This window comes from Flagellimonas sp. S3867 (assembly GCF_014698935.1).
GTDB lineage: Bacteria > Bacteroidota > Bacteroidia > Flavobacteriales > Flavobacteriaceae > Flagellimonas.
This window is the reverse complement of the sequence record NZ_JACVMN010000001.1, coordinates 1,220,479-1,241,422: the sequence shown is the minus strand read 5'-3', so window position 1 is coordinate 1,241,422 and position 20,944 is coordinate 1,220,479. Positions and strand designations below refer to the sequence as shown.

Here is a 20,944-nt window from a genome sequence, read left to right as displayed (position 1 = left end):
TAGATGAAAAATTTGTTAGTCGGTTAAAGATAGGAAAAGCTTTAATCGATAGCGTTGAAATCTTCCACAATTTCTTCAAACTCAATTCGATAATAGGTACCCTTTTTGGATAAATCCCTTGCAATGGTTCCGCGAAGCTGTCGTGTAAGGTTATAAATTAACTTTAGTCCAAGGGATTTTGCGTTTTTGGGATCAAAGTTTTCTGAATATCCTATACCATTATCACCTAAATAGAGTTCGTAACGGTTTTCAGCTAGACTTTTGAGTGAGATGGTGATTTCTCCACCTTGATCTTCCGAGATACCATATTTTAAAGCATTGGTAATGGTTTCATTAATGATCAATCCAAGTGGAATTACAGTGTCGATACTCAATTTACTTTCCTCAATATGCAGATCGACCTTAATCTTATTGGTATTGCCCTTTACAGATCGCACCAAATATTCTGTAAGTTCTTTAACATAGGTTCTAACCTCTATTTTGGATAGATAATCGTCCCGCTTATAGAGCATTTCGTGAACCATGGCCATAGAAACCACCCTATTTTGACTACTCTTGATGATACTGCTGATTTTTTCATCAGCAACGGTTCTTGATTGCAGGCTCAATAGGCTGGAAACGGTTTGTAAATTGTTTTTCACCCTATGGTGGACTTCTTTTAGAAGCGTTTCCTTTTCATCTATACGTTCTTGTATCTCGCTACGGGACTTATATAGTTTATGATGGGCCTTGAGCAAATTTTTACCCAAAACCACACCTAATAAATAAACTGCATATAGGGCACTTCCCAACGCGAACCAGCTCTTAGAAGATTCTGGGACAAGATTCTGGGAAATTTTATAATCTCCTAAATCATAAATAAATAATACGGCAATGACGAATAGGTTTATAACCAGATATACTTGCCCGTAAACCATGGTAATTACATATCCCGAGAAAACCACAATTGCCAGAACAAAAAGAAATGGACTCTGTATGCCGCCACTATAAAGGGTTATGATGGTTGCCCCGACCATTGATACAATGGAGGTGATGTTATAGCAAAGAATAAGATTTTTATGTCTGGTATACAATACCGTATTGAGCAGATTCAATAGGGCGTAACCAAAAAAAGTATAGGGAATAATTTCCTTGATGTCTAAAAAAAATAGACATACCAACCCAAAAATTATCGCAATGAAAGAAGAACTATAGTTTACCTTAAGTACCAAATCGATTTTGTCTTGAAAATGATATTTATCCTCAAAAGGAATTTTCATGGGCTGCGCTTGGGTTGTGCTTCTGCTACAAAATCTATAAAAGATGGTAGCAAAAATACCTTAATATGGGGAGTTTAATCTGTAAATCTAAATATGTTTTTGTTATAATCAAAAACGACAGCCATAAATGACTGTCGTTTAGCTAAATTAATTTTTTTGGTTATTCGTCCAGCAATACCCACTCACCTTTGTCGATAAGAGGTTCAGCTTGTTTGAATTTAACCGTTTTACTCTCTCCGGACATGATATTTTTAATGGTAACCCTATCATTTCGACCAATTTTTGGTCTTTCTCTTACTATGGTCTCGGTTACTTGTGGTCTTCTTCCCTGAGTCTGTCCGGCTGCCCTGTTTTGGGCAGCAAGTTCATCGCTATTTGGTATTTCTTCCTTGGAAGTTTGCAAATTTTCCTTTGGTCTGCGTACAGATCCAGCTTCTTGGATGGGGTTGGTATTCTCGGAGGGCAATTCTCCCTTGAACAAGAAAGAAATGATTTCCTTGTTCACCTTATCGATCATTTCCTTGAATAGCTCAAAGGCCTCAAACTTATAGATGAGAAGCGGGTCTTTCTGCTCATGTACAGCCAATTGCACCGATTGTTTCAATTCATCCATTTTTCGAAGGTGTGTTTTCCAAGAATCATCTATGATGGCCAGGGAAATGTTCTTCTCAAAATCGGTGATCAATTGTGTTCCGTTGCTGTTGTATGCGGATTCTAGGTTGGTAACCACATTCAAAGTTTTGATTCCATCCGTAAATGGGACCACAATGCGTTCAAATTTATTGGATTTATCTTCGTAGACTTTTTTGATGACTGGAAAAGCGACTGTGGCACTTCGTTCCATTTTCTGTTGATAGAAATCGTAAGCGGCCTTATAAACCACGTTGGCAATTTCTTGAAAACTCAATCTTTTAAAATCTTCCTCGTTGACGGGGGAGGTTATTGAAAAGTATTTGATGAGTTCAAACTCGAAATTTTTGAAATCATCGGCCATTTTGTTGGTTTCCGCAATTACCTCACAGGTATCGTAGATCATATTGGCGACATCCACCTTCAAACGTTCACCTTGCAAAGCATGGCGTCTTCTTTTGTACACCACCTCACGCTGAGCGTTCATAACATCATCATACTCCAAAAGGCGTTTACGAATACCAAAGTTGTTTTCTTCTACCTTCTTTTGGGCCCGTTCTATGGATTTTGTCATCATGGAATGCTGAATGACCTCACCTTCTTCCAATCCCATGCGGTCCATCATTTTGGCCACACGGTCTGAGCCAAACAAACGCATAAGGTTATCCTCTAACGAAACATAAAATTGTGAGCTTCCCACATCTCCTTGACGTCCGGAACGTCCACGTAGCTGCCTGTCAACACGTCTGGAGTCGTGTCTTTCTGTTCCAACAATGGCCAAACCACCGGCTGCTTTTACTTCATCGCTGAGTTTAATATCCGTTCCACGACCGGCCATATTGGTTGCAATGGTAACTATACCTGCGTAACCAGCTTCAGCAACAATATCTGCCTCTTTCTTGTGCAGCTTCGCGTTCAACACGTTATGCGGAACTTTTCGTACACTCAATAATTTGGAGAGTAATTCTGATATTTCTACTGAAGTGGTACCTATCAATACAGGTCTGCCTGCTTTGGAAAGTTCAGTAACCTCTTCAATAATGGCATTATATTTTTCGCGTTTGGTCTTGTAGATCAAATCGTGACGGTCATCTCTAGCAATTGGACGGTTGGTTGGAATTTCCATCACATCCAGTTTATAGATTTCCCAGAATTCTCCAGCCTCAGTGACCGCGGTACCTGTCATCCCAGCCAGTTTGTTATACATTCGGAAGTAATTCTGAAGCGTAATGGTCGCAAAGGTCTGGGTCATGGCCTCGATCTTTACATTTTCCTTGGCTTCAATGGCTTGGTGCAGTCCATCCGAATAGCGGCGCCCGTCCATAATACGTCCAGTTTGTTCATCCACAATCATCACCTTGTTGTCCATGACCACGTACTCAACGTCCTTTTCAAATAGGGTATAGGCCTTGAGCAATTGACTCATGGTATGGATACGTTCGCTCTTTACGGCAAAATCCTTAAAAAGATCTTCTTTGAGTTCGGCCTCTTTTTCAATTTCCAGACTTTTTTCTTCAATTTTTGCTATTTCCCCTCCAATATCGGGCATCACGAAGAAATCTTTGTCCTGATCACCTGAAATGTAATCGACACCTTTATCGGTTAACTCAATTTGATTGTTTTTTTCATCAATGGTGAACAATAGATCGGCATCCACTTTGGGCATCTCCCGATTATTGTCTTGCATATAGAAGTTTTCTGTTTTCTGAAGTAATTGTTTTACTCCTTCTTCACTTAAAAACTTGATCAATGCCTTGTTTTTGGGCAAACCTCTATGTACGCGAAGCAAAAGGAAACCTCCTTCTTTGGTTTCTCCTTCTTTAATCAGTTTTTTGGCTTCGGCCAAGACCCCGGTGAGGTGCTGACGTTGTTTTTGGACGATATCCGAAACCTTTGGTTTCAATTCATTGAATTCGTGTCGGTCGCCCTCAGGTACTGGTCCTGATATGATCAAAGGGGTTCGTGCGTCATCAATCAAAACAGAATCCACCTCATCCACAATCGCATAATGATGGGGAGGTTGAACCAAATCGCCAGGAGTGTGAGCCATATTATCCCGCAGGTAGTCAAAACCGAATTCGTTGTTGGTTCCGTAAGTGATATCAGCATTATAGGCTGCTCTTCTTCCTTCGGAATTGGGTTGATGTTTATCTATACAATCCACCGAAAGCCCATGGAATTCAAAAATTGGGGCCATCCAAGCACTGTCCCTTTTGGCCAAATAGTCATTTACAGTAACCAAATGGGTTCCTTTTCCAGACAAGGCATTTAGGTAGAGTGGGAGTGTGGCCACTAAGGTCTTTCCTTCTCCTGTATGCATTTCGGCAATCTTACCTTGGTGTAATGTGATGCCACCGATCAATTGCACATCGTAATGGATCATATCCCAGGTAACTTCCTTTCCTGCAGCATCCCAAGAATTTTTCCAAACGGCACTTTCTCCTTCCAAGGTCACATAATCTTTGGAGCCTGAAAGGGCACGATCAAATTCTGTGGCCGTAACGGTGAGGGTTTCATTGCCAACAAATCGTTTTGCTGTTTCCTTTACAACAGCAAAGGCTTCGGGCAAAAGGGTGTTTAGGGTGTTTTCGGAAAGATTATAGGCTTCTTCATTGAGCTTATCGATTTCGGCATAGATTTCCTCATTGCGATCTATATCGGTCGAATTTTGTATCTCTTCCTGAAGCTTGGCTATTTTGTCGTTGATCTCTTTGCAGTCTTCCTGGATCTGCGCTTTAAAAGCAACCGTTTTTTGTCTTAGTTCGTCGTGGGTAAGTCCTTCCAGTTGTTGTTCGAAGGATTTTATTTCATTTACCAAAGGTTGTAATGCCTTTACGTCTTTTTCGGATTTATCTCCTACAAAAACCTTTAGTACGGAATTAATAAAGCTCATGAATAATTTTTCTTTTGGATTGCAAAAGCCGTTCCATTATAAAGAGTGGTCGAAAACCTTCTGCTAGGCTGCCAAAATTACATAAAAAAAAGTCTCAAATGAGACTTTTTAGTAGTGTTTATGTTTTTTGAAATCTAATACTCGTCCTCATTCCAGAGGTAATCTTCCTCGGTGGGATAGTCGGGCCATATTTCCTCGATGGACTCGTAAATTTCGCCACCTTCCTCTTCCATGGATTGTAAATTTTCAACAACTTCCAATGGAGCTCCGGTACGGATGGCATAATCTATTAATTCGTCTTTGGTGGCTGGCCAAGGCGCATCACTTAAATATGAAGCTAATTCTAATGTCCAGTACATAGTAACGGTTTGATTTTAAATTTTTTGCAAAAATAATTTTTAAACCCAAATTGCCAAGCAAAATTGAAATTATTTGAAAAATATTTTCTGCATATTAATGTGTAACGCAGAAAATAACGATTTATTAGTCTAATTTTTCAGGAATCCATTTCACTTCTTGGGCCTGCAAATTCTTTGACAACTTTCGTGCCAATACAAAAAGATAGTCGGAAAGTCTATTTACGTAGGATAATAGATTGCTTGGCAGTGGTTCATTTTCGTTGAGGTAAGAAATCATTCGCTCCGCCCTTCGACAAACCGTACGGGCAATATGACAGTATGACACGGTGGTGTGTCCGCCAGGGAGTATAAAATGTGTCATTTCGGGGAGTTCTTCATTCATTTGGTCCATTTCCTTTTCCAAAAATTCAATATCCTCATCCGAGATTCTAGGAATTTTCAGTCTGTTTTCTTTTTTTGGTTCAGTTGCCAATATTGCACCAACCGTGAATAGCTTATTCTGGATATCTGCCAATACTTTTTTGCTATGAGAATCAATTTCTTGATCTCGAACAAGGCCTAAAAACGAGTTGATCTCATCAATGGTGCCGTAACTTTCTATGCGTATGTGGTGTTTTGAGACTCTTTTGCCGGTAAAAAGTGCGGTTGTGCCCTTGTCTCCTGTTTTGGTGTAGATTTTCATTCTGTCAGTGGCCAATTATCAGTTAGCAATTAACAATTAACAATTAACAATGTACAATTAGCAATGTGTTTAGATGGCTATTGATTATTGAGCATTGATAATTGTTTAATCGTGATTGTTGTGTTTTCTTTTTCCATCCATAAACTTTCTGGACTTTCTATCTCGTCTACCTCGTTTGTTCTTGAAAAGAACTGCCAGATAAATTATGGCCAAAACTCCAAGAACGTAATAGATTACATCGCCTTCCATATGAGAATTCTTTGTTTCCTAAAATTACTTTTTTAAATCCGGATGGTGAAATGTTCTTTGACTTGTTCCTTGCGTATAAAAAGAGCTCCACAATGGAACATATCAATACTGACCGTGATATTTGGTATTTGAATTAAATCTTCCCAAAGCTCTTCTTTTTTTTGATTGGAATGGATACCATCAATAAGAATCATGCTGTTATTGTGTAGTATTTGTTCTGAAAGTAGTTGGTCAAACCTTTTTTTACTTAATCCTTTTGTGTACAAAATGTCGACCTTATTTGATGCAAACATAATTTTGGGGTTGACGTGCTGAATGATTTCTTTTAGTGATGGGTCATCAAGTTTAATACTTCTAAAATCAAAATAATCGATACTCTTTAGAAGTACCTTGATGGTTTTTTTGTGCCTCCATTTTCTTTTTGAGTATAGGCACTTTGTTACAAAGGCAAATACAAAAGGGGAATGTACCCCATGCTGATTGGTTGATTTTAAAAGGAATTTGAGATATGATTTTAATTTGAAAAACATGAGGCTATTTTAATAGCACACTTCGACAAGCTCAGTGTGACAATCTATCCTTCTAATATCGCCGATAATTCGAACCAACGCTCTGTTTTTTCCTCTAAAGTGTTTGAAATTTCTTTGAGTTCAATAGATAGTTGGTTGATTTCTTCTCCAGATAAATTAGCATCGGCAAATTTGTTTTGGAGCTCTTCTTTCCTTGTCTCCATCTTTTGAATTTCCTTTTCTAGCTTATTATATTCCTTTTGTTCTGAATAGGATAACTTTTTAGAATCGTCTCTTTCTTTCCAAGAAGTTTTTTCAGTTTTCTCTAGGTTGTTTTTGGCTTCACGTTCGGCAATGACCCTGCTATTTTCATAAGTCCGATAATCTGAGTAATTTCCTGGGAAATCTTCAATTTTGCCGTTCCCTTTGAAAATGAAAAGGTGATCTACGATTTTGTCCATAAAATAACGGTCATGGGATACAACGATCAAACATCCAGGGAAATCCAATAAGAAACTTTCCAAAATGTTCAAAGTAACAATGTCAAGGTCATTGGTCGGTTCATCCAATATCAAAAAATTTGGATTTTGAATGAGCACAGTGCACAAATACAATCGTTTTCGCTCCCCACCACTGAGTTTTTCAACAAAATCATATTGCTTTTTCCGGTCAAATAGAAATCGCTCCAAAAGTTGCTGGGCAGAAATTTGCTTGCCTTTTTTCAGCGGAATATAATCGCCGAATTCACGTATGACATCGATAACCTTTTGTCCTTCTTTAACTGAAATTCCCTTTTGCGTGTAATACCCAAACTTTAAGGTGTCCCCGATCACAACTTTCCCCCCGTCTATGGATTCTTGTCGTGTTATTATGTTGAGGAAAGTGGACTTTCCGGTCCCGTTTTGTCCAATTATGCCAACACGTTCACCTTTGGTGAAGTTGTAGTTGAATTTCTCCAAGATAGTTTTGTCCTGGAAGGATTTTGAGACACTGTGAAGCTCTAAAATTTTACTTCCCAAGCGCTCCATATTCAGTTCGAGTTGAATCTGATGGTCAACCCTGCGTTGATGGGCCTTTTGTTTTATCTCTTTAAAATCATCGATTCGGGATTTGGATTTGGTAGTTCGTGCTTTGGGTTGTCTCCGCATCCAATCCAATTCTTTTTTAAAGAGAAGTTTGGATTTGTGTTGTTCAACCTCTTCGCGTTCCATTCTACCTTCTTTTTCGCGGAGGTAATAGGAATAATTGCCTTTGTAGCTGTACAATTGATTGTTGTCCAGTTCTATAATTTCATTACATACCCTCTCCAAAAAATAACGATCGTGGGTGACCATGAACAACGTCATGTTTTCTTTGGCAAAATAAGCTTCGAGCCATTCGATCATCTCAAGATCTAAATGGTTGGTAGGTTCATCCAAAATGAGCAAATCTGGTTTATTCAGCAATGCGTTGGCCAGAGCCAGCCGTTTTTTTTGCCCACCGGATAGTGTTCCAACTTTTAAATCCAACTGATCCAATTGTAATTTAAAGAGGATTTGTTTGTACTGGGTTTCAAAATCCCAAGCGTTGTGACGATCCATAGCTTCGAAGGCTTTCTGAAATTGCTCGGAATCATCGGGATTTAAGACAGCTTTTTCATAATCTGCTATGATTTTTAAAATAGCATTGTCCGAGCTAAAGATGGTTTCCTCGACGGTCAAATTTGGGTTTAGGTTGGGTTCCTGTTCCAAAAATGCTACTTGAATGCCTTTGCGACTGGTGATTTGGCCCGTTTCGGAGGCGTCCTTACCAGAAATTATGTTGAGAATTGAAGTCTTTCCACTTCCATTTTTAGCCACCAAAGCTATCTTCTGATCTTTATTTATTCCAAAGGAAATGTTGGAAAAAAGCACCAATTCTCCATACGATTTTGAAATATTTTCAACAGTCAACAAATTCATCGGAACAATTTACAACCTTGGCCTAAACCTTGGCAAATTTTATCAAGAAAACATAGCGTACGGCCAGTGTTAGTAAAATAAGGATCAATAGGGGCGAAAAACTCTGGATGTTAAAAATCCATACCAATAAGGTAAGCCCAATTAATCCTATGGCCATCCATAGATATTTAAAAAACCAATCGGGCAGCTTTCTTTGAAATATATAAATAAAAGCAACAGCCAAATTCAATGGAAAAGCCCATAATAGATTATAGTTTTTAGGTGTTGACGTATGATCCGCTCCGAACCAAATCAATGCAAGAACAAGCCCAATAAAACCGGTTATAAAAAGGAGCGAAAAATCCAACCATCGGCTTCGAGAACCATGTTTATAATCAAGATAGGTTATTGTAGCGGTAAACAATAATAATAGGGTAAACCAAAAGAGTGGGGAAAGCGGAAAAAAGCTGTTCGCATCAAATTCATCGTAATCCAATATTGTGCGTTCCCTTTGAACCAAAGGCTTTCCATTTTTGGTTGTATTACTCAGCTGTTTCATGGCATAATAGGGCAGAAATGTATGTTCTTTTACAGTGGCTTTCCTGTCTACCACAGATCCAAAAGCCACGTCTATGCCAAAAGAGGACCAGGAATTAGTTGCTAAATTCTGACGTACCAATTCCCTGAAGGTGAATTTTTTATCCAAATAAGAACCATCAAAAACAATCTCGTCACCATATAACTGTTTTAAAATATCTCCAACAATACTAGAGCAATTATTTAATAATGGATCGTACAGGTAGTCCCTGTTTTGAGGCAGATAATTATTCTCTAAAAAGGCAAAAAACTTGTTTTTTTCTTCCAAGTTCAAATTCAAAATTTGCTCTTTCATCCACCTTCTTTCCATTTCGTAGGCAAAAAGAAATCTGTCGAATGGACTTCGGGATAGGGAATAAATCAACCTACCCTTGACAAAGTTCAGGATGAAATTGGGTCGATTAAAATCAAATGTGCCGTAATTGTAAACTACATCAATGCCCAATGTTGAATCTTGAACCCGAATGGCCGTATGCCCGAAGGATGTAATTAAATCATCCCCTTTGGCACAGGTGAGCAGGCTTATTTGCGATTTTTCGGATAGCTGAGGAATTTGGGATATTGCATGTTGTGTGAGCGAAAAAAGCAAAGCCCAAAAGAAAATCCAGTGCTTCATTTGTGATTTTATCTGGGCAAATATCAGAATAAATCACACATGATGGAGCCGGAAAACAAAACACTTTATTTTTTCCCTTATTTTTACGCAAACACGAATGCATGAAGCGCCATATTCCGAATTTTATAACCCTCCTAAATCTTTTTAGTGGATGTATAGCTGCAGTTTTTGCGGTACTCAATCATTTGGAACTGGCAGCACTTTTTGTTTGCATCGGCATATTTTTTGATTTTTTGGACGGATTTGCAGCCCGATTGCTTAATGTGAAAAGTGAAATCGGGGTACAGCTCGATTCTTTAGCCGATATGGTCACAAGTGGGTTGGTACCTGGGATTGTAATGTTCCAATTGTTGAATATGGCTGTAACCGGGGGTTGGAATTTGGGATTTTTTGGACATGAAACCGATATGACTGCACTTCCGTTTTTCGGATTTGTAATTACGTTGGCCTCGGCCTATCGTTTGGCCAAATTCAATGTAGACGAGAATCAGGTTTCTTCTTTTAAAGGACTTCCAACACCTGCAAACGCACTTTTGATCCTGTCTTTGCCCCTTATTTTATTATTTCACCAGAGTGATATTTTAAATGGACTTATTTTAAACCAATGGTTTTTAATTGGGCTAACGGTTTTAAGTGCCTACTTGCTCAATTCCAAAATTGAACTTTTTGCACTAAAATTTGATAACTGGAGTTTTAAGGACAACGCGGTTAGATATCTCTTTTTAATTGGAAGTGTGGTTTTGTTGATTACGCTACAATTCTTGGCTTTGCCTTTGATCGTAATGTTGTATATTGTAAGCTCTCTCCTCAACAAACAAAATTAGATTAATTCGGATGTTGAAGCGCATCTTTGAATGCTTTCAACCTTACTTAGACATCCATAAAACTTAAATGTTATGAAGATGGTTCTAAGTTACTCACTATGTTTTCTTTATGTACTGTGTGTTTCATTGTGTGGTTGTCCTCCGGACAATTATTTTGTGGAATACGAATCCGTAATTCCCAATGTTGTTGCCTTTGAGGGAGAGAAAATAAATTTTCTTCAAGGCGACACCCTTTATTTAATAGCCAAAATTCCAAGAAACGTGGTCACTGTAGAGGGGGAAAGGATAGATTTACAAAATGATTTAGGTACCGTTTCATCCCATTTCGCAATGAAGCTGAGTAAGAAAGGAGATTTTTCCAATCCCTCCATTTTATCCCTTTCTGAAAACGAGTTGGTAGTGATAAATGGAGAGGTATATTTGGATGAATATGATCGGACCCGAATACATTGTGCTATGTTGCTTGATGGGGAAAACTATGTGTTTCGATTTGGTGTTTTATTGAAAGAGAAGGGAGATTTTATCCTATCTCAATATCACCAATCGAAAAATGAATGGGTTTTCGTCTTTGAAGATCAAAAAATGCGTCGAAATACCTATGAAACTGTAATCGTAAAATCACCTTTGACAACTGCTGGAAGTACAAACCTGGGATTAGAATTTACCGTTAATTAATAGCGCTAAAAATCCAATTTCTTTTTACGGAGTTCGAAGTTTTGACCCAAATATACTTTGCGAACCATTTCATCCATGGCCAACTCTTCTGGAATACCTGCTTTTAAGATGCCACCTTCGAACATCAAGTATGAACGTTCTGTAATTGCCAAAGTTTCTTGAACATTGTGATCTGTAATCAGGATTCCAATGTTCTTATCCTTTAACTGGGCCACAATACGTTGAATATCTTCCACCGCTACGGGGTCAACTCCGGCAAAGGGCTCATCCAGTAAAATAAATTTGGGATCTGTTGCAAGGGCGCGAGCTATTTCAGTTCGGCGGCGTTCTCCACCAGAAAGTAAATCCCCTCTATTTTTACGGATATGTCCCAATCCGAATTCATCGATAAGGGATTCCATTTTCATATGCTGCTCTTTTTTACTCAAATTGGTGAGTTGCAACACACTTAAAATGTTTTTTTCAATGCTTAGTTTTCTAAAAACAGAAGCCTCTTGGGCCAAATAACCGATTCCATTCTGCGCTCTTTTGTACATAGGGAAGGTGGTGATTTCCATGTCATCCAAGAAGATCTTACCGCCATTGGGCTTGATCAAGCCCACGATCATATAGAAAGAAGTGGTCTTACCGGCACCATTGGGTCCCAATAAACCAACAATCTCTCCTTGGTTTACTTCAAGAGAAATACCTTTTACAACCTTTCGGCCTCTATAGGCCTTCATTATATTTTCGGCTCTAAGCTTCATAAGAATTCGCCAAAACTACACATATTCTCTATTTGGGTCATTGACTTTGGGATTTTTTTATGCCTCGTTTTCTTCTAACGCTTCCCAATATTCAAAAGCTCTCCGTAGGTGCGGAATTACAATTGTTCCTCCAATGAGGGTGGCAATGCCCAGGGTTTCCATGACTTCTTCCTTGGTTACTCCCTGATCTTTGGAGCTTTCCAAATGATATTTCACACAATCATCACAGCGCATTACAGCTGAGGCCACCAAACCCAATAGCTCTTTTGTCTTTACGTCTAAGGCTCCCGGCATAAAGGCATTGGTATCCAGATTAAATATGCGCTTAATTAGCTTGTTATTTTCCGCCAAGAGCTTTTCGTTCATTTTGGAACGATATGCATTGAATTCTTCTACATTATTTGGCATTTTCTTTCTCTTTTTTGGCTTCTCTTTTCACTACAATTTTAGAAATGTAAATACTGGCTTGGTACAAAATCAATACAGGGATGGCCACTAAAATTTGACTAGTTACATCAGGTGGGGTAATAACCGCACATAAAATCAAAACGATTACAAGTGCTATTTTTCTGTATTTTTTCAGAATTTCAGGTGTGACCAGACCTACTTTGGTCAAAAAGTAAATGATAATGGGCAATTCAAACATAATTCCACAAGCAATTACCGAAGTTCTAACGTTGGCTATAAACGAACCGATGTCAATTTCATTGAGGACCTCCTTACTCACTTGATAAGTGCCCAAAAAATTAATGGACAAAGGGGCAACCACATAATAACCAAAAAGCACTCCCAAGAAGAAGAGCGATGAGGCAGCAATAATAAAACCTCTTGAGTGTTTTCGTTCCTTTTCATGTAGACCAGGGCTAATGAATTTCCATAATTCCCATAATACATAGGGAAATGCGACGATGAATCCAGCCCAAATGGATGTCCAAATATGGGCAGAGAATTGCCCGGCCATGGTTCTATTTTGTAGGGTAAAAGGTAGGGAATCGGCACAAAATTCAGAATCGACCCCAAAGAAAGTAGCTATTTTACAAAAGAAACGATAGGTCGGAAAATCCATCCTTTTGGGTCCAAAAAGGATCGTATCAAAAATGAAGTCCTTCATCACAAAAGCTGCACAGGCGACTATGACTATCGCGATTATTGATCTAATCAGATGCCATCGAAGCTCTTCCAAATGGTCCAAAAAGGACATTTCGTTAGGGTTGTTGTTTATTGTTTCTGCCATTATAAGATGCCCTCATTTATAAGGTTATGAATATGGACAACTCCTGCATATGAACCATTATCAAAAGCCAAGAGCTGGGAGATGCCGTTGTCCTGTAATGTTTTTAGAGCTTTTACAGCCAAAGTATCTATTGTTACCGATTTGGGATTGGCGGTCATTATGTCCTTTGCGGTCAACTCACCAATGTTGTCATATTTACTGAGCATTCTCCTAATATCGCCATCCGTTACAATTCCGACCACTTTATTGTTTTCCATCACCGCGGTGACCCCGAGCATCTTTTCAGAGATTTCAACTATTACATCTTTTACCCCAGATGTTGCATCGACTTGTGGTTTTTGATTGTTGATAACAATATCTGCAACCCGTAGATAAAGTTTTTTGCCCAATGAACCTCCTGGGTGATACTTTGCGAAGTCGGCACTACTAAAACCTCTCAGTTCCAAAAGACAAATGGCAAGGGCGTCTCCCATGGCCATCTGGGCAGAGGTACTTGTAGTTGGTGCCAGATTATTTGGGCAAGCTTCTTTTTCGACATAGGTACTCAAAACAAAATCAGCCTGTTTTGCCAAAATTGAATCCATGCTTCCTGTCATTCCGATCAATTTGTTCTTGCCAATTTTTATTAACGGTAACAACGCTTTGATTTCAGGGGTGTTCCCACTTTTGGAAATACAGACCACCACATCGTTATCTTGAATGGTACCAAGATCACCGTGAATTGCATCGGCAGCATGCATAAAAACAGCTGGAGTTCCTGTAGAATTTAAGGTTGCCACAATTTTTGAAGCAATTATTGCACTTTTCCCAACGCCGGATACGATCACTCTTCCTTTGGATTCTAGAATGTATTGAACTGCCTCGGCAAACTGATCATTGAGTTGGTCAATTAGATTTTCAATGGCCTTGCTTTCAGTTTCCAAGGTCCTTTTTGCAATGGATAGAATAGATTGGGTATCGCTCAAGGTAATTAATAGATTATCTAAGTTGTATTCCTAAAAGAATGTCTTATATTTAAGTTTACAAAACTAAACAAACTATCTCTTACATACCATTAATGGAAGTTAGAAAGCTTTTTCCATAAAATGGATATTCAATTTTTAAAAATTTAGCAACCCCCTACTTGGGTTGTTTGGTTAAAATGAAAAAACGGAAATGGGTTTGACGAACACCGATTTGCACTCCTCACTTAAAAAATACTTTGGTTTTTCTCAGTTTAAGGGGCTTCAAGAAACAGTTATACACAATGTACTAGCTGATAACGATACGTTTGTGATAATGCCCACAGGAGGCGGTAAATCGTTGTGTTACCAACTGCCGGCATTGATGAAGGAAGGAACGGCAATTGTGGTTTCGCCCTTAATTGCATTGATGAAGAATCAAGTAGATGCCATTCGTGGGGTTTCCGAACAAAACGGAGTGGCACATGTACTAAATTCATCCCTTACAAAAACGGAAGTAAAACAAGTAAAGGAAGATATCAGTAACGGAATCACCAAACTACTTTATGTTGCCCCAGAATCTTTGACCAAAGAGGAAAATGTAGAATTTTTAAAGGGAGTTACACTCTCATTTGTGGCAGTAGACGAAGCGCATTGCATTTCGGAATGGGGACACGATTTTAGACCTGAATACAGGAACCTAAAGAGTATTATCAATAGATTGGGAGATAATATTCCCATCATCGGACTTACAGCAACGGCAACTCCAAAAGTCCAGGAAGATATTATTAAGAATTTGGGAATGGTTGGGGCAAAGGTGTTTAAAGCATCCTTCAACAGGCCAAATCTCTTTTATGAAATTAGGCCAAAGACCCAGAATGTTGATGCTGACATCATTCGTTTTGTCAAACAAAATCAGGGCAAATCTGGAATTATTTATTGCCTAAGCCGCAAGCGCGTCGAAGAGCTGGCCCAAGTGCTTCAAGTAAACGGAATTAGTGCCGTTCCTTACCATGCAGGATTTGATGCAAAGACACGTTCCAGATACCAGGACATGTTTTTGATGGAAGATGTGGATGTTGTAGTGGCCACAATAGCCTTTGGCATGGGTATAGACAAACCGGATGTACGCTTTGTGATTCACCATGATATTCCAAAAAGTATAGAAAGTTATTACCAAGAGACAGGTAGGGCAGGTCGAGATGGCGGCGAAGGGCATTGTTTGGCCTTTTATTCCTATAAAGATGTGGAAAAGTTGGAAAAGTTCATGTCGGGCAAGCCAGTGGCCGAACAGGAAATTGGAAATGCGCTATTGCAGGAGATTGTTGCTTATGCAGAAACTTCCATTTCCAGGAGAAAATTCATTCTACATTACTTTGGGGAGGGCTTTGACGAAGTGAATGGAGATGGTGCAGATATGGATGATAATACCCGAAATCCTAAACAAAAGGAAGAAGCTCAAGAAGAAGTTGTAAAACTTTTGAGTGTTGTTCGGGATACCAAAGAAAAATTCAAGACCAAGGAAATCGTAAAGGTTTTGGTGGGACATGTGAATGCCATGATTTCATCGCATAAAACCAATGAAAAGGATTTCTTTGGCATTGGTTCAGAAAGAGATGAGGCCTATTGGATGGCATTGACTCGGCAGGTTTTGGTGGCCGGACTGCTCAAAAAAGAGATTGAGCAATATGGAATTTTGCATGTAACTGATGCGGGTAAAGAGTTTTTGGAAAACCCATGCTCATTTTTAATGACCAAAGATCATGTGTACAGCAAGGAAAACGATGATGCCATAATCACAGCTGCCAAATCAAGAGGGGGAGGAGCGGATGATAATTTATTGAAATTGTTGCGCGATCTGCGTAAAAGGGAAGCTCAAAAAATGGAGGTGCCACCTTTTGTGGTATTTCAAGACCCTTCATTGGACGATATGGCATTGAAATATCCAATCACTATGCCCGAACTTTTGAATATTCATGGTGTTGGTGAAGGAAAAGCAAAAAAATATGGAAAACCCTTTATTGATCTTATCGCCAAGTATGTAGAGGAAAACGATGTGGTACGACCTGACGATTTGGTCGTGAAAAGTACAGGGGCCAATTCAGGTTTGAAACTTTATATTATCCAAAACATCGACAGAAAATTGCCTTTGGATGATATTGCATCTGCGAAAGGATTGGAACTTCCTGCCCTGATCAAGGAAATGGAGCAAATAGTATTCAGTGGAACCAAACTCAATATTGCCTATTGGATAGACGAAATTCTTGATGAAGACCAGCAAGAAGAAATCCATGATTACTTTATAGAAGCAGAAACAGACGCTATATCCGATGCTGTTGATGAATTTGATGGAGACTATGAAGACGAAGAACTACAGCTTTATCGTATAAAATTTATCAGCGAGGTGGCCAATTAAGGTGCCAAAAATTCAAAAGGGTAAAACCTTAAATTTCTAAGTACCATAAAAAGAAATACCAGAATCAATATAACCAAAGGAGCATATCTATAGCTTAGAAGACTCTGACCTTTGTAAATTCCTGATTTTACTACAATATGTTGAAGAATAACCAGGACGGATGGAAGTAATAAGAAATTATGGCTTAAGGCATCTGTAATCCTGAGGTGTAACAAATCGTGAATTGCTCTTTGAGTACCACAACCGGCACAATAAATGCCCACATAATTATTAAAAGGACATTTGGGAAAAAGCCCATTTTCCGGGTTGAACGAAAAATAAAGGAGTATTGCCAAAACGGACAATACTCCCAATATCGCAATTAGATACTTCTTTTTAGTAGTTGCCTCCATTGGCCATAGCTCCAAGAAATGCAAATCCGAAGATTGCCAGATAGATAATAATAATTACAATCGAGGATGCAGCTCCAATCAAAGCCCACATTTTGGCATTTTTAGATGCTTTTTGGGCTTCTTCATACTCTCCACGAGCATATGCCTCATTTACCTTAGAGGCATAAATAATACTTGCTATCCCTGTTGGCAGGCAACAGAAAATGGTACTTAAAATGGCCCAAACCAGATGGTTGTTCGGTTTTGGTGGCATGTTTGAATTGTTTTCTTCCATTTAGAAAATTTTGATGGTTAATTATATTGCTCCACAGCTTCCTCATAAGCCGCTCTAAATTCTTCCATAAACTCAGAAAATCCACCGGCGCTATATATAATATAGATCCATCTGATTACCATCAATAAACTTAAAATCAAAGCGATCAGTGAGATTATTTTGGCCGTTTTTATTTGGCCATAATTGTCGTACTCATCTGGATTTTCCTGGTATATTTTTTCGGATTTTTTGGCAAGGAAAAAACCAACTCCCGAAGAAATGGCGCCAAATATTCCAGTACAGCAACAAATAAAGCCAAAAATTCCGAGTACAATACTTAAGACTCCGTTTGGTAATTTTTTCTGTTCCATAATTATTGAATTATTGTAAAAGTTTATAAAAATAATTTATCAGAATTGTTGAGACGCTTAAAATGCTTAAAACTATTGTGATTTGATTTCCATGTTTGAATTTGCCAAAATTGTTGGCCAACAAAAACGAGAATAACAATCCAAGCGGATAAATAGCAGGGTACATCTTAAAAGCCGCCAAAAATTCTCCATGGGAAAGTAAAAGTGCCGAACGTTGTAATCCACAACCGGGACAATCCATCCCGAATAACCTTTTACTAAAGCAAGGAAGCATTAAATCCTTTGCGTTAATCAAGAAATAGGTGAGTTGTGGGTACATGGTTGCGGTTATGGCCAAGAAAAATACTACTATTTTTGCTATTCATATTAAACTTTTCCAAAAAAAACACTGTTGAAATCCAAAATGAACATGTTTGATATAGGTGATGAAGTTGAAGTTCTTGATGAGGCAATCTCGGGTAGAGTAATAGCTGTTGAAGGCAACCAGATTACCTTGATGACAGCTGATGGATTTCCGCTAAAATACAGTTCTAATGAACTGGTCAGATCAGGCCAAGGCATCCATGTGAGCAATTTTGCTGTCGCTAAGGTGAAACAGGAGAAAGAACTACCCAAAAAAAAGACATCGATCAGTAAAAAGCCCAAGGAAAGGAACGCCCCTAAAATGGAGGTGGACCTTCATATAAACCAGTTGGTGAAATCGGCCAAGGGTTTGAGTAATTTTGAAATCCTAAATCTTCAACTAGATGCAGCCAAAAGACAATTGGAGTTTGCCATCAAAAAACGTATCCAAAAAGTCGTTTTTATACATGGAGTAGGGGAAGGGGTGCTTAAAGAGGAACTATATTACCTTTTTAACAAATATGATCATCTAAAATGGTATGATGCAGACTATCAAAAATATGGTCTAGGCGCAACCGAAGTGTATGTTTTTCAGAAAAATTAATGTTGGTTAAGGTACCACGGTGGTTACTTCCCCAAATTCATCTATGGTTAAGTTTGTAATACGTTCTCCATTTTCAGCAACAAAGGACACTCCTGTCAGCGTTATGGTATGTACAAAGTTAGTCCCATCCGTATCCGCAACGGTGGTAATTGTAACTATCCCATCTTGAGCTTCTATCTCTTGTGCAACTGTTGGTGTGGCGGGTGGTACATCATCACAGAAATAAGCGCTGGTCACATTATCAGAAAAATTTCGATATACAAGTGTTGACTGTCCGGGAATGGTACTTGTAGTCGTTATGGTTTCACCAACTACTCCGTTGTTAAGAACACTACTTTGTAAATCAAGTATAAGCGCTTCCGTTGTGTTGATTTTGAACAATACATTGTTGGAAGTTGCAACGGGGTCGGCGCAAAACTGAAGGGACACCCCGTTAAAGTCAATGGTTTCTACTTGAAGGTCGCCATCACTACAAGAAAGCAACACAAAAAATGTTAGAATGGGGAAGAAAAATTTTCTCATTTGCCAAATTTAAAGGAATTCCATTTTAATACACCAAACCAAGCAATACTTTAAAAGAAATTAACTTTATTTCACTTATTTTTGAGGCGTTTTAAATTGATAACTAAGTCATGCAAAAAGTGTATTTGGACAATGCGGCGACTACCCAGGTGAGGGACGAGGTAATTGCCAAAATGCAAGAAGCGCTTGCCCTTTATTACGGAAACCCTTCATCTACCCATAGTTTTGGTAGGTCGGCGAAGACAGCCGTGGAAAAAGCGAGGAAAACAATAGCCAAAATTTTGAACGCCCAACCTTCAGAAATTATATTTACCTCTGGTGGTACGGAAGCAGACAATATGATTTTGCGTTGTGCAGTTCGTGATCTTGGGGTGGAGACCATTATAACTTCCAAAATCGAGCATCATGCCGTATTGCATACCGCAGAGGAATTGGAAAAAGAGTACAAGATTTCATTGCAATTTGTGGATTTGGATGAAAATGGTAACCCAAAAATGGAACACCTTAATGAACTGTTGGATGCAGATGAATCCGAAAAATTGGTGAGCCTGATGCATGTAAACAATGAAATTGGCAATATTATAGATATTCAGGCCATAGGTGAACTTTGCAAAGAAAAGGGTGCTCTATTTCATTCAGATACCGTACAATCCGTAGGGCATTACCCTTGGGATGTGCAAAGCACATCGATAGACTTTTTTACTGCCGCAGCGCATAAATTTCATGGACCAAAAGGTATTGGTTTTGCCTTTATTCGAAAAAATTCCGGACTAAAACCTATGATTTTTGGTGGTTCGCAGGAGCGTGGATTTAGAGCTGGTACTGAACCGTTTCACAATATTGTTGGTCTGGAAGAGTCCTTTGTCCAAGCATACCAACATCTTGATGAAGAAATTAAGTTTGTAAAAGAACTAAAACGCCATTTTGTTGAAAAAATAGAGCAAGAAATTCCGGATGCCCGTTTCAATGGACTTTCAGGCGATTTGGACAAGAGTACCTATACATTGGTCAATATTCGTCTGCCATTTGATAAACAAAAGGCACTAATGCTACTTTTTCATCTGGACATAAAGGGAATTGCCTGTTCAAAGGGAAGTGCTTGTCAATCTGGAAGTAATATGGGGTCGCATGTGCTCAATGGAATATTGTCCGGAGAAGAGCTGGAAAAACCCTCACTACGGTTTTCATTTTCCATGTACAATACCAAAGAGGAGATAGATTACACCATAGGTGTACTTAAGGAATTTGCAGCGAGCTAGTTTTTGTTCTTGCGTTGTTTCTTTTCTTTATCGTAAGGAAATTTACGGGAGGCAAGTTTCATCATTTTATCGATGAGCTCAGTGGTATTTTTTCCCGTTTTTTTGGTAATGCCCTTTTCGTATTTCCAGAGCAGTTTACCTGAATTCCCGTCGCTGACTTTCACCCCGATTCTGCCGTAATTGGCGTCTCCACTGAAATAATCCAAGAGACTAAAATTGGTGGGTACACCTTTTGAGAGTAAAATATTGAGGTTGAGGTTGCCGCTGATAATACCATCTGCCTTTAGAATTTTGCATAATTCCTTTATGGTATATATATCCAGATTGTCATAGGTAACCCCATTTTGGGCCAATATGGCATTGGTATCCTCAATATTCTGAAATTCGACGTTGAATTTTTTTCTTTTCTTTCGTTTGGAAAAATACGTTTCCAAGGCATTCTGAACGGCGTAACCCTCTTTTTTGGCCAAGTTTTTAAGCTCGTTTTGATCTACGCTTTTCTTGAGATCTAAATTGGTAATGAAGGGAACTATGGCCAAAACTTTGTGATGGTCGCTAAGTTCATCGAACCTTCGGTTCTCATATATATTTTTTTGGGCGCTCCCAAAGGCACACATCAAAAATGTTATAATAAATAGACTTTTTCTCATCA

The 20,944-nt window shown here is 38.7% G+C and carries 23 protein-coding genes; 5 read left to right on the top strand and 18 right to left on the bottom strand.

Features of this window, described 5'->3' with window-relative positions:
* Positions 1–41: 41 nt before the first annotated feature.
* The 8 genes from IAG46_RS05555 to IAG46_RS05520 all read right to left on the bottom strand — a co-directional run bounded on the left by IAG46_RS05555 (position 42) and on the right by IAG46_RS05520 (position 9,713).
* Positions 42–1,259 (bottom strand): sensor histidine kinase, encoded by a 1,218-nt coding sequence (locus IAG46_RS05555; protein ID WP_190809317.1) that lies wholly within the window; start codon positions 1,257–1,259, stop codon positions 42–44.
* Between the two features lie 160 nt (positions 1,260–1,419).
* Entirely contained in the window at positions 1,420–4,782 is a 3,363-nt protein-coding gene (gene secA / locus IAG46_RS05550; protein WP_190809316.1) for a preprotein translocase subunit SecA, read from the bottom strand.
* A 134-nt stretch (positions 4,783–4,916) separates the two neighbouring features.
* A complete protein-coding gene (locus IAG46_RS05545) occupies positions 4,917–5,141 on the bottom strand; it encodes a DUF2795 domain-containing protein (RefSeq protein WP_013551418.1) in 225 nt (74 codons plus the stop codon).
* Between the two features lie 124 nt (positions 5,142–5,265).
* Complete coding sequence (locus IAG46_RS05540) at positions 5,266–5,823, bottom strand: cob(I)yrinic acid a,c-diamide adenosyltransferase (RefSeq protein WP_190809315.1); 558 nt, start codon at positions 5,821–5,823, stop codon at positions 5,266–5,268.
* 105 nt (positions 5,824–5,928) lie between these two features.
* Positions 5,929–6,072: a hypothetical protein gene (locus tag IAG46_RS05535; RefSeq protein ID WP_190809314.1), complete on the bottom strand. Its 144-nt coding sequence runs from the start codon at positions 6,070–6,072 to the stop codon at positions 5,929–5,931.
* A 32-nt stretch (positions 6,073–6,104) separates the two neighbouring features.
* Positions 6,105–6,602, bottom strand: a complete 498-nt coding sequence (locus IAG46_RS05530) for a hypothetical protein (protein ID WP_190809313.1) — start codon at positions 6,600–6,602, stop codon at positions 6,105–6,107.
* Between the two features lie 44 nt (positions 6,603–6,646).
* Positions 6,647–8,521, bottom strand: coding sequence for an ABC-F family ATP-binding cassette domain-containing protein (locus tag IAG46_RS05525; RefSeq protein ID WP_190809312.1), 1,875 nt, complete (start codon positions 8,519–8,521; stop codon positions 6,647–6,649).
* A 22-nt stretch (positions 8,522–8,543) separates the two neighbouring features.
* Entirely contained in the window at positions 8,544–9,713 is a 1,170-nt protein-coding gene (locus IAG46_RS05520) for a DUF4105 domain-containing protein (protein WP_190809311.1), read from the bottom strand.
* A 101-nt stretch (positions 9,714–9,814) separates the two neighbouring features.
* Between IAG46_RS05520 and IAG46_RS05515 the strand changes: the two genes are divergently transcribed.
* Positions 9,815–10,537, top strand: coding sequence for a phosphatidylcholine/phosphatidylserine synthase (locus IAG46_RS05515; protein WP_190809310.1), 723 nt, complete (start codon positions 9,815–9,817; stop codon positions 10,535–10,537).
* 72 nt (positions 10,538–10,609) lie between these two features.
* A complete protein-coding gene (locus tag IAG46_RS05510; RefSeq protein ID WP_190809309.1) occupies positions 10,610–11,212 on the top strand; it encodes a hypothetical protein in 603 nt (200 codons plus the stop codon).
* 5 nt (positions 11,213–11,217) lie between these two features.
* Here the strand turns inward: IAG46_RS05510 and lptB are convergent, their stop codons facing one another.
* Genes lptB through IAG46_RS05490 form a run of 4 tightly spaced genes read right to left on the bottom strand, consistent with a single transcriptional unit; the run spans position 11,218 to position 14,157 of the window.
* Positions 11,218–11,958 carry an LPS export ABC transporter ATP-binding protein gene (gene lptB, locus IAG46_RS05505; protein ID WP_190809308.1) on the bottom strand — a complete coding sequence of 247 codons (741 nt, stop codon included), beginning with the start codon at positions 11,956–11,958 and terminating at the stop codon, positions 11,218–11,220.
* 57 nt (positions 11,959–12,015) lie between these two features.
* A complete protein-coding gene (locus IAG46_RS05500) occupies positions 12,016–12,366 on the bottom strand; it encodes a carboxymuconolactone decarboxylase family protein (protein ID WP_190809307.1) in 351 nt (116 codons plus the stop codon).
* Complete coding sequence (gene tatC, locus IAG46_RS05495; protein WP_190809306.1) at positions 12,356–13,192, bottom strand: twin-arginine translocase subunit TatC; 837 nt, start codon at positions 13,190–13,192, stop codon at positions 12,356–12,358. Before tatC ends, IAG46_RS05500 begins: the two co-directional genes overlap by 11 nt.
* The gene (locus IAG46_RS05490) at positions 13,192–14,157 is read right to left on the bottom strand and encodes an SIS domain-containing protein (RefSeq protein ID WP_190809305.1); all 966 of its coding nucleotides are present in this window, start codon (positions 14,155–14,157) and stop codon (positions 13,192–13,194) included. The genes tatC and IAG46_RS05490 overlap by 1 nt, the downstream gene beginning before the upstream one ends.
* Before the next feature lie 190 nt (positions 14,158–14,347).
* Between IAG46_RS05490 and recQ the strand changes: the two genes are divergently transcribed.
* Positions 14,348–16,549 (top strand): DNA helicase RecQ, encoded by a 2,202-nt coding sequence (gene recQ, locus IAG46_RS05485; RefSeq protein WP_190809304.1) that lies wholly within the window; start codon positions 14,348–14,350, stop codon positions 16,547–16,549.
* On the opposite strand, the gene IAG46_RS17825 is transcribed toward recQ, so the two are convergent.
* From IAG46_RS17825 to IAG46_RS05465, 4 genes are read right to left on the bottom strand one after another with little or no spacing between them, the layout of a single operon-like run.
* The gene (locus IAG46_RS17825) at positions 16,546–16,941 is read right to left on the bottom strand and encodes a DUF2752 domain-containing protein (RefSeq protein ID WP_190809303.1); all 396 of its coding nucleotides are present in this window, start codon (positions 16,939–16,941) and stop codon (positions 16,546–16,548) included. The genes recQ and IAG46_RS17825 overlap by 4 nt on opposite strands.
* On the bottom strand, positions 16,925–17,215 hold the full coding sequence (locus IAG46_RS05475) for a CD225/dispanin family protein (RefSeq protein ID WP_190809302.1): 291 nt from the start codon (positions 17,213–17,215) through the stop codon (positions 16,925–16,927). Before IAG46_RS05475 ends, IAG46_RS17825 begins: the two co-directional genes overlap by 17 nt.
* 17 nt (positions 17,216–17,232) lie before the next feature.
* Positions 17,233–17,565 carry a CCC motif membrane protein gene (locus tag IAG46_RS05470; protein WP_190809301.1) on the bottom strand — a complete coding sequence of 111 codons (333 nt, stop codon included), beginning with the start codon at positions 17,563–17,565 and terminating at the stop codon, positions 17,233–17,235.
* 10 nt (positions 17,566–17,575) lie between these two features.
* On the bottom strand, positions 17,576–17,839 hold the full coding sequence (locus IAG46_RS05465) for a DUF2752 domain-containing protein (protein WP_368668171.1): 264 nt from the start codon (positions 17,837–17,839) through the stop codon (positions 17,576–17,578).
* 129 nt (positions 17,840–17,968) lie between these two features.
* On the opposite strand from IAG46_RS05465, the gene IAG46_RS05460 reads away from it, so the two are divergent.
* Positions 17,969–18,511: a Smr/MutS family protein gene (locus IAG46_RS05460; RefSeq protein ID WP_190809760.1), complete on the top strand. Its 543-nt coding sequence runs from the start codon at positions 17,969–17,971 to the stop codon at positions 18,509–18,511.
* A gap of 6 nt (positions 18,512–18,517) precedes the next feature.
* On the opposite strand, the gene IAG46_RS05455 is transcribed toward IAG46_RS05460, so the two are convergent.
* Positions 18,518–19,033 carry a hypothetical protein gene (locus IAG46_RS05455; RefSeq protein ID WP_190809299.1) on the bottom strand — a complete coding sequence of 172 codons (516 nt, stop codon included), beginning with the start codon at positions 19,031–19,033 and terminating at the stop codon, positions 18,518–18,520.
* A gap of 110 nt (positions 19,034–19,143) precedes the next feature.
* On the opposite strand from IAG46_RS05455, the gene IAG46_RS05450 reads away from it, so the two are divergent.
* Positions 19,144–20,292: a cysteine desulfurase family protein gene (locus IAG46_RS05450; protein ID WP_190809298.1), complete on the top strand. Its 1,149-nt coding sequence runs from the start codon at positions 19,144–19,146 to the stop codon at positions 20,290–20,292.
* On the opposite strand, the gene IAG46_RS05445 is transcribed toward IAG46_RS05450, so the two are convergent.
* Positions 20,289–20,942 carry a hypothetical protein gene (locus IAG46_RS05445; protein ID WP_190809297.1) on the bottom strand — a complete coding sequence of 218 codons (654 nt, stop codon included), beginning with the start codon at positions 20,940–20,942 and terminating at the stop codon, positions 20,289–20,291. The genes IAG46_RS05450 and IAG46_RS05445 overlap by 4 nt on opposite strands.
* Between the last annotated feature and the right edge of the window lie 2 nt (positions 20,943–20,944).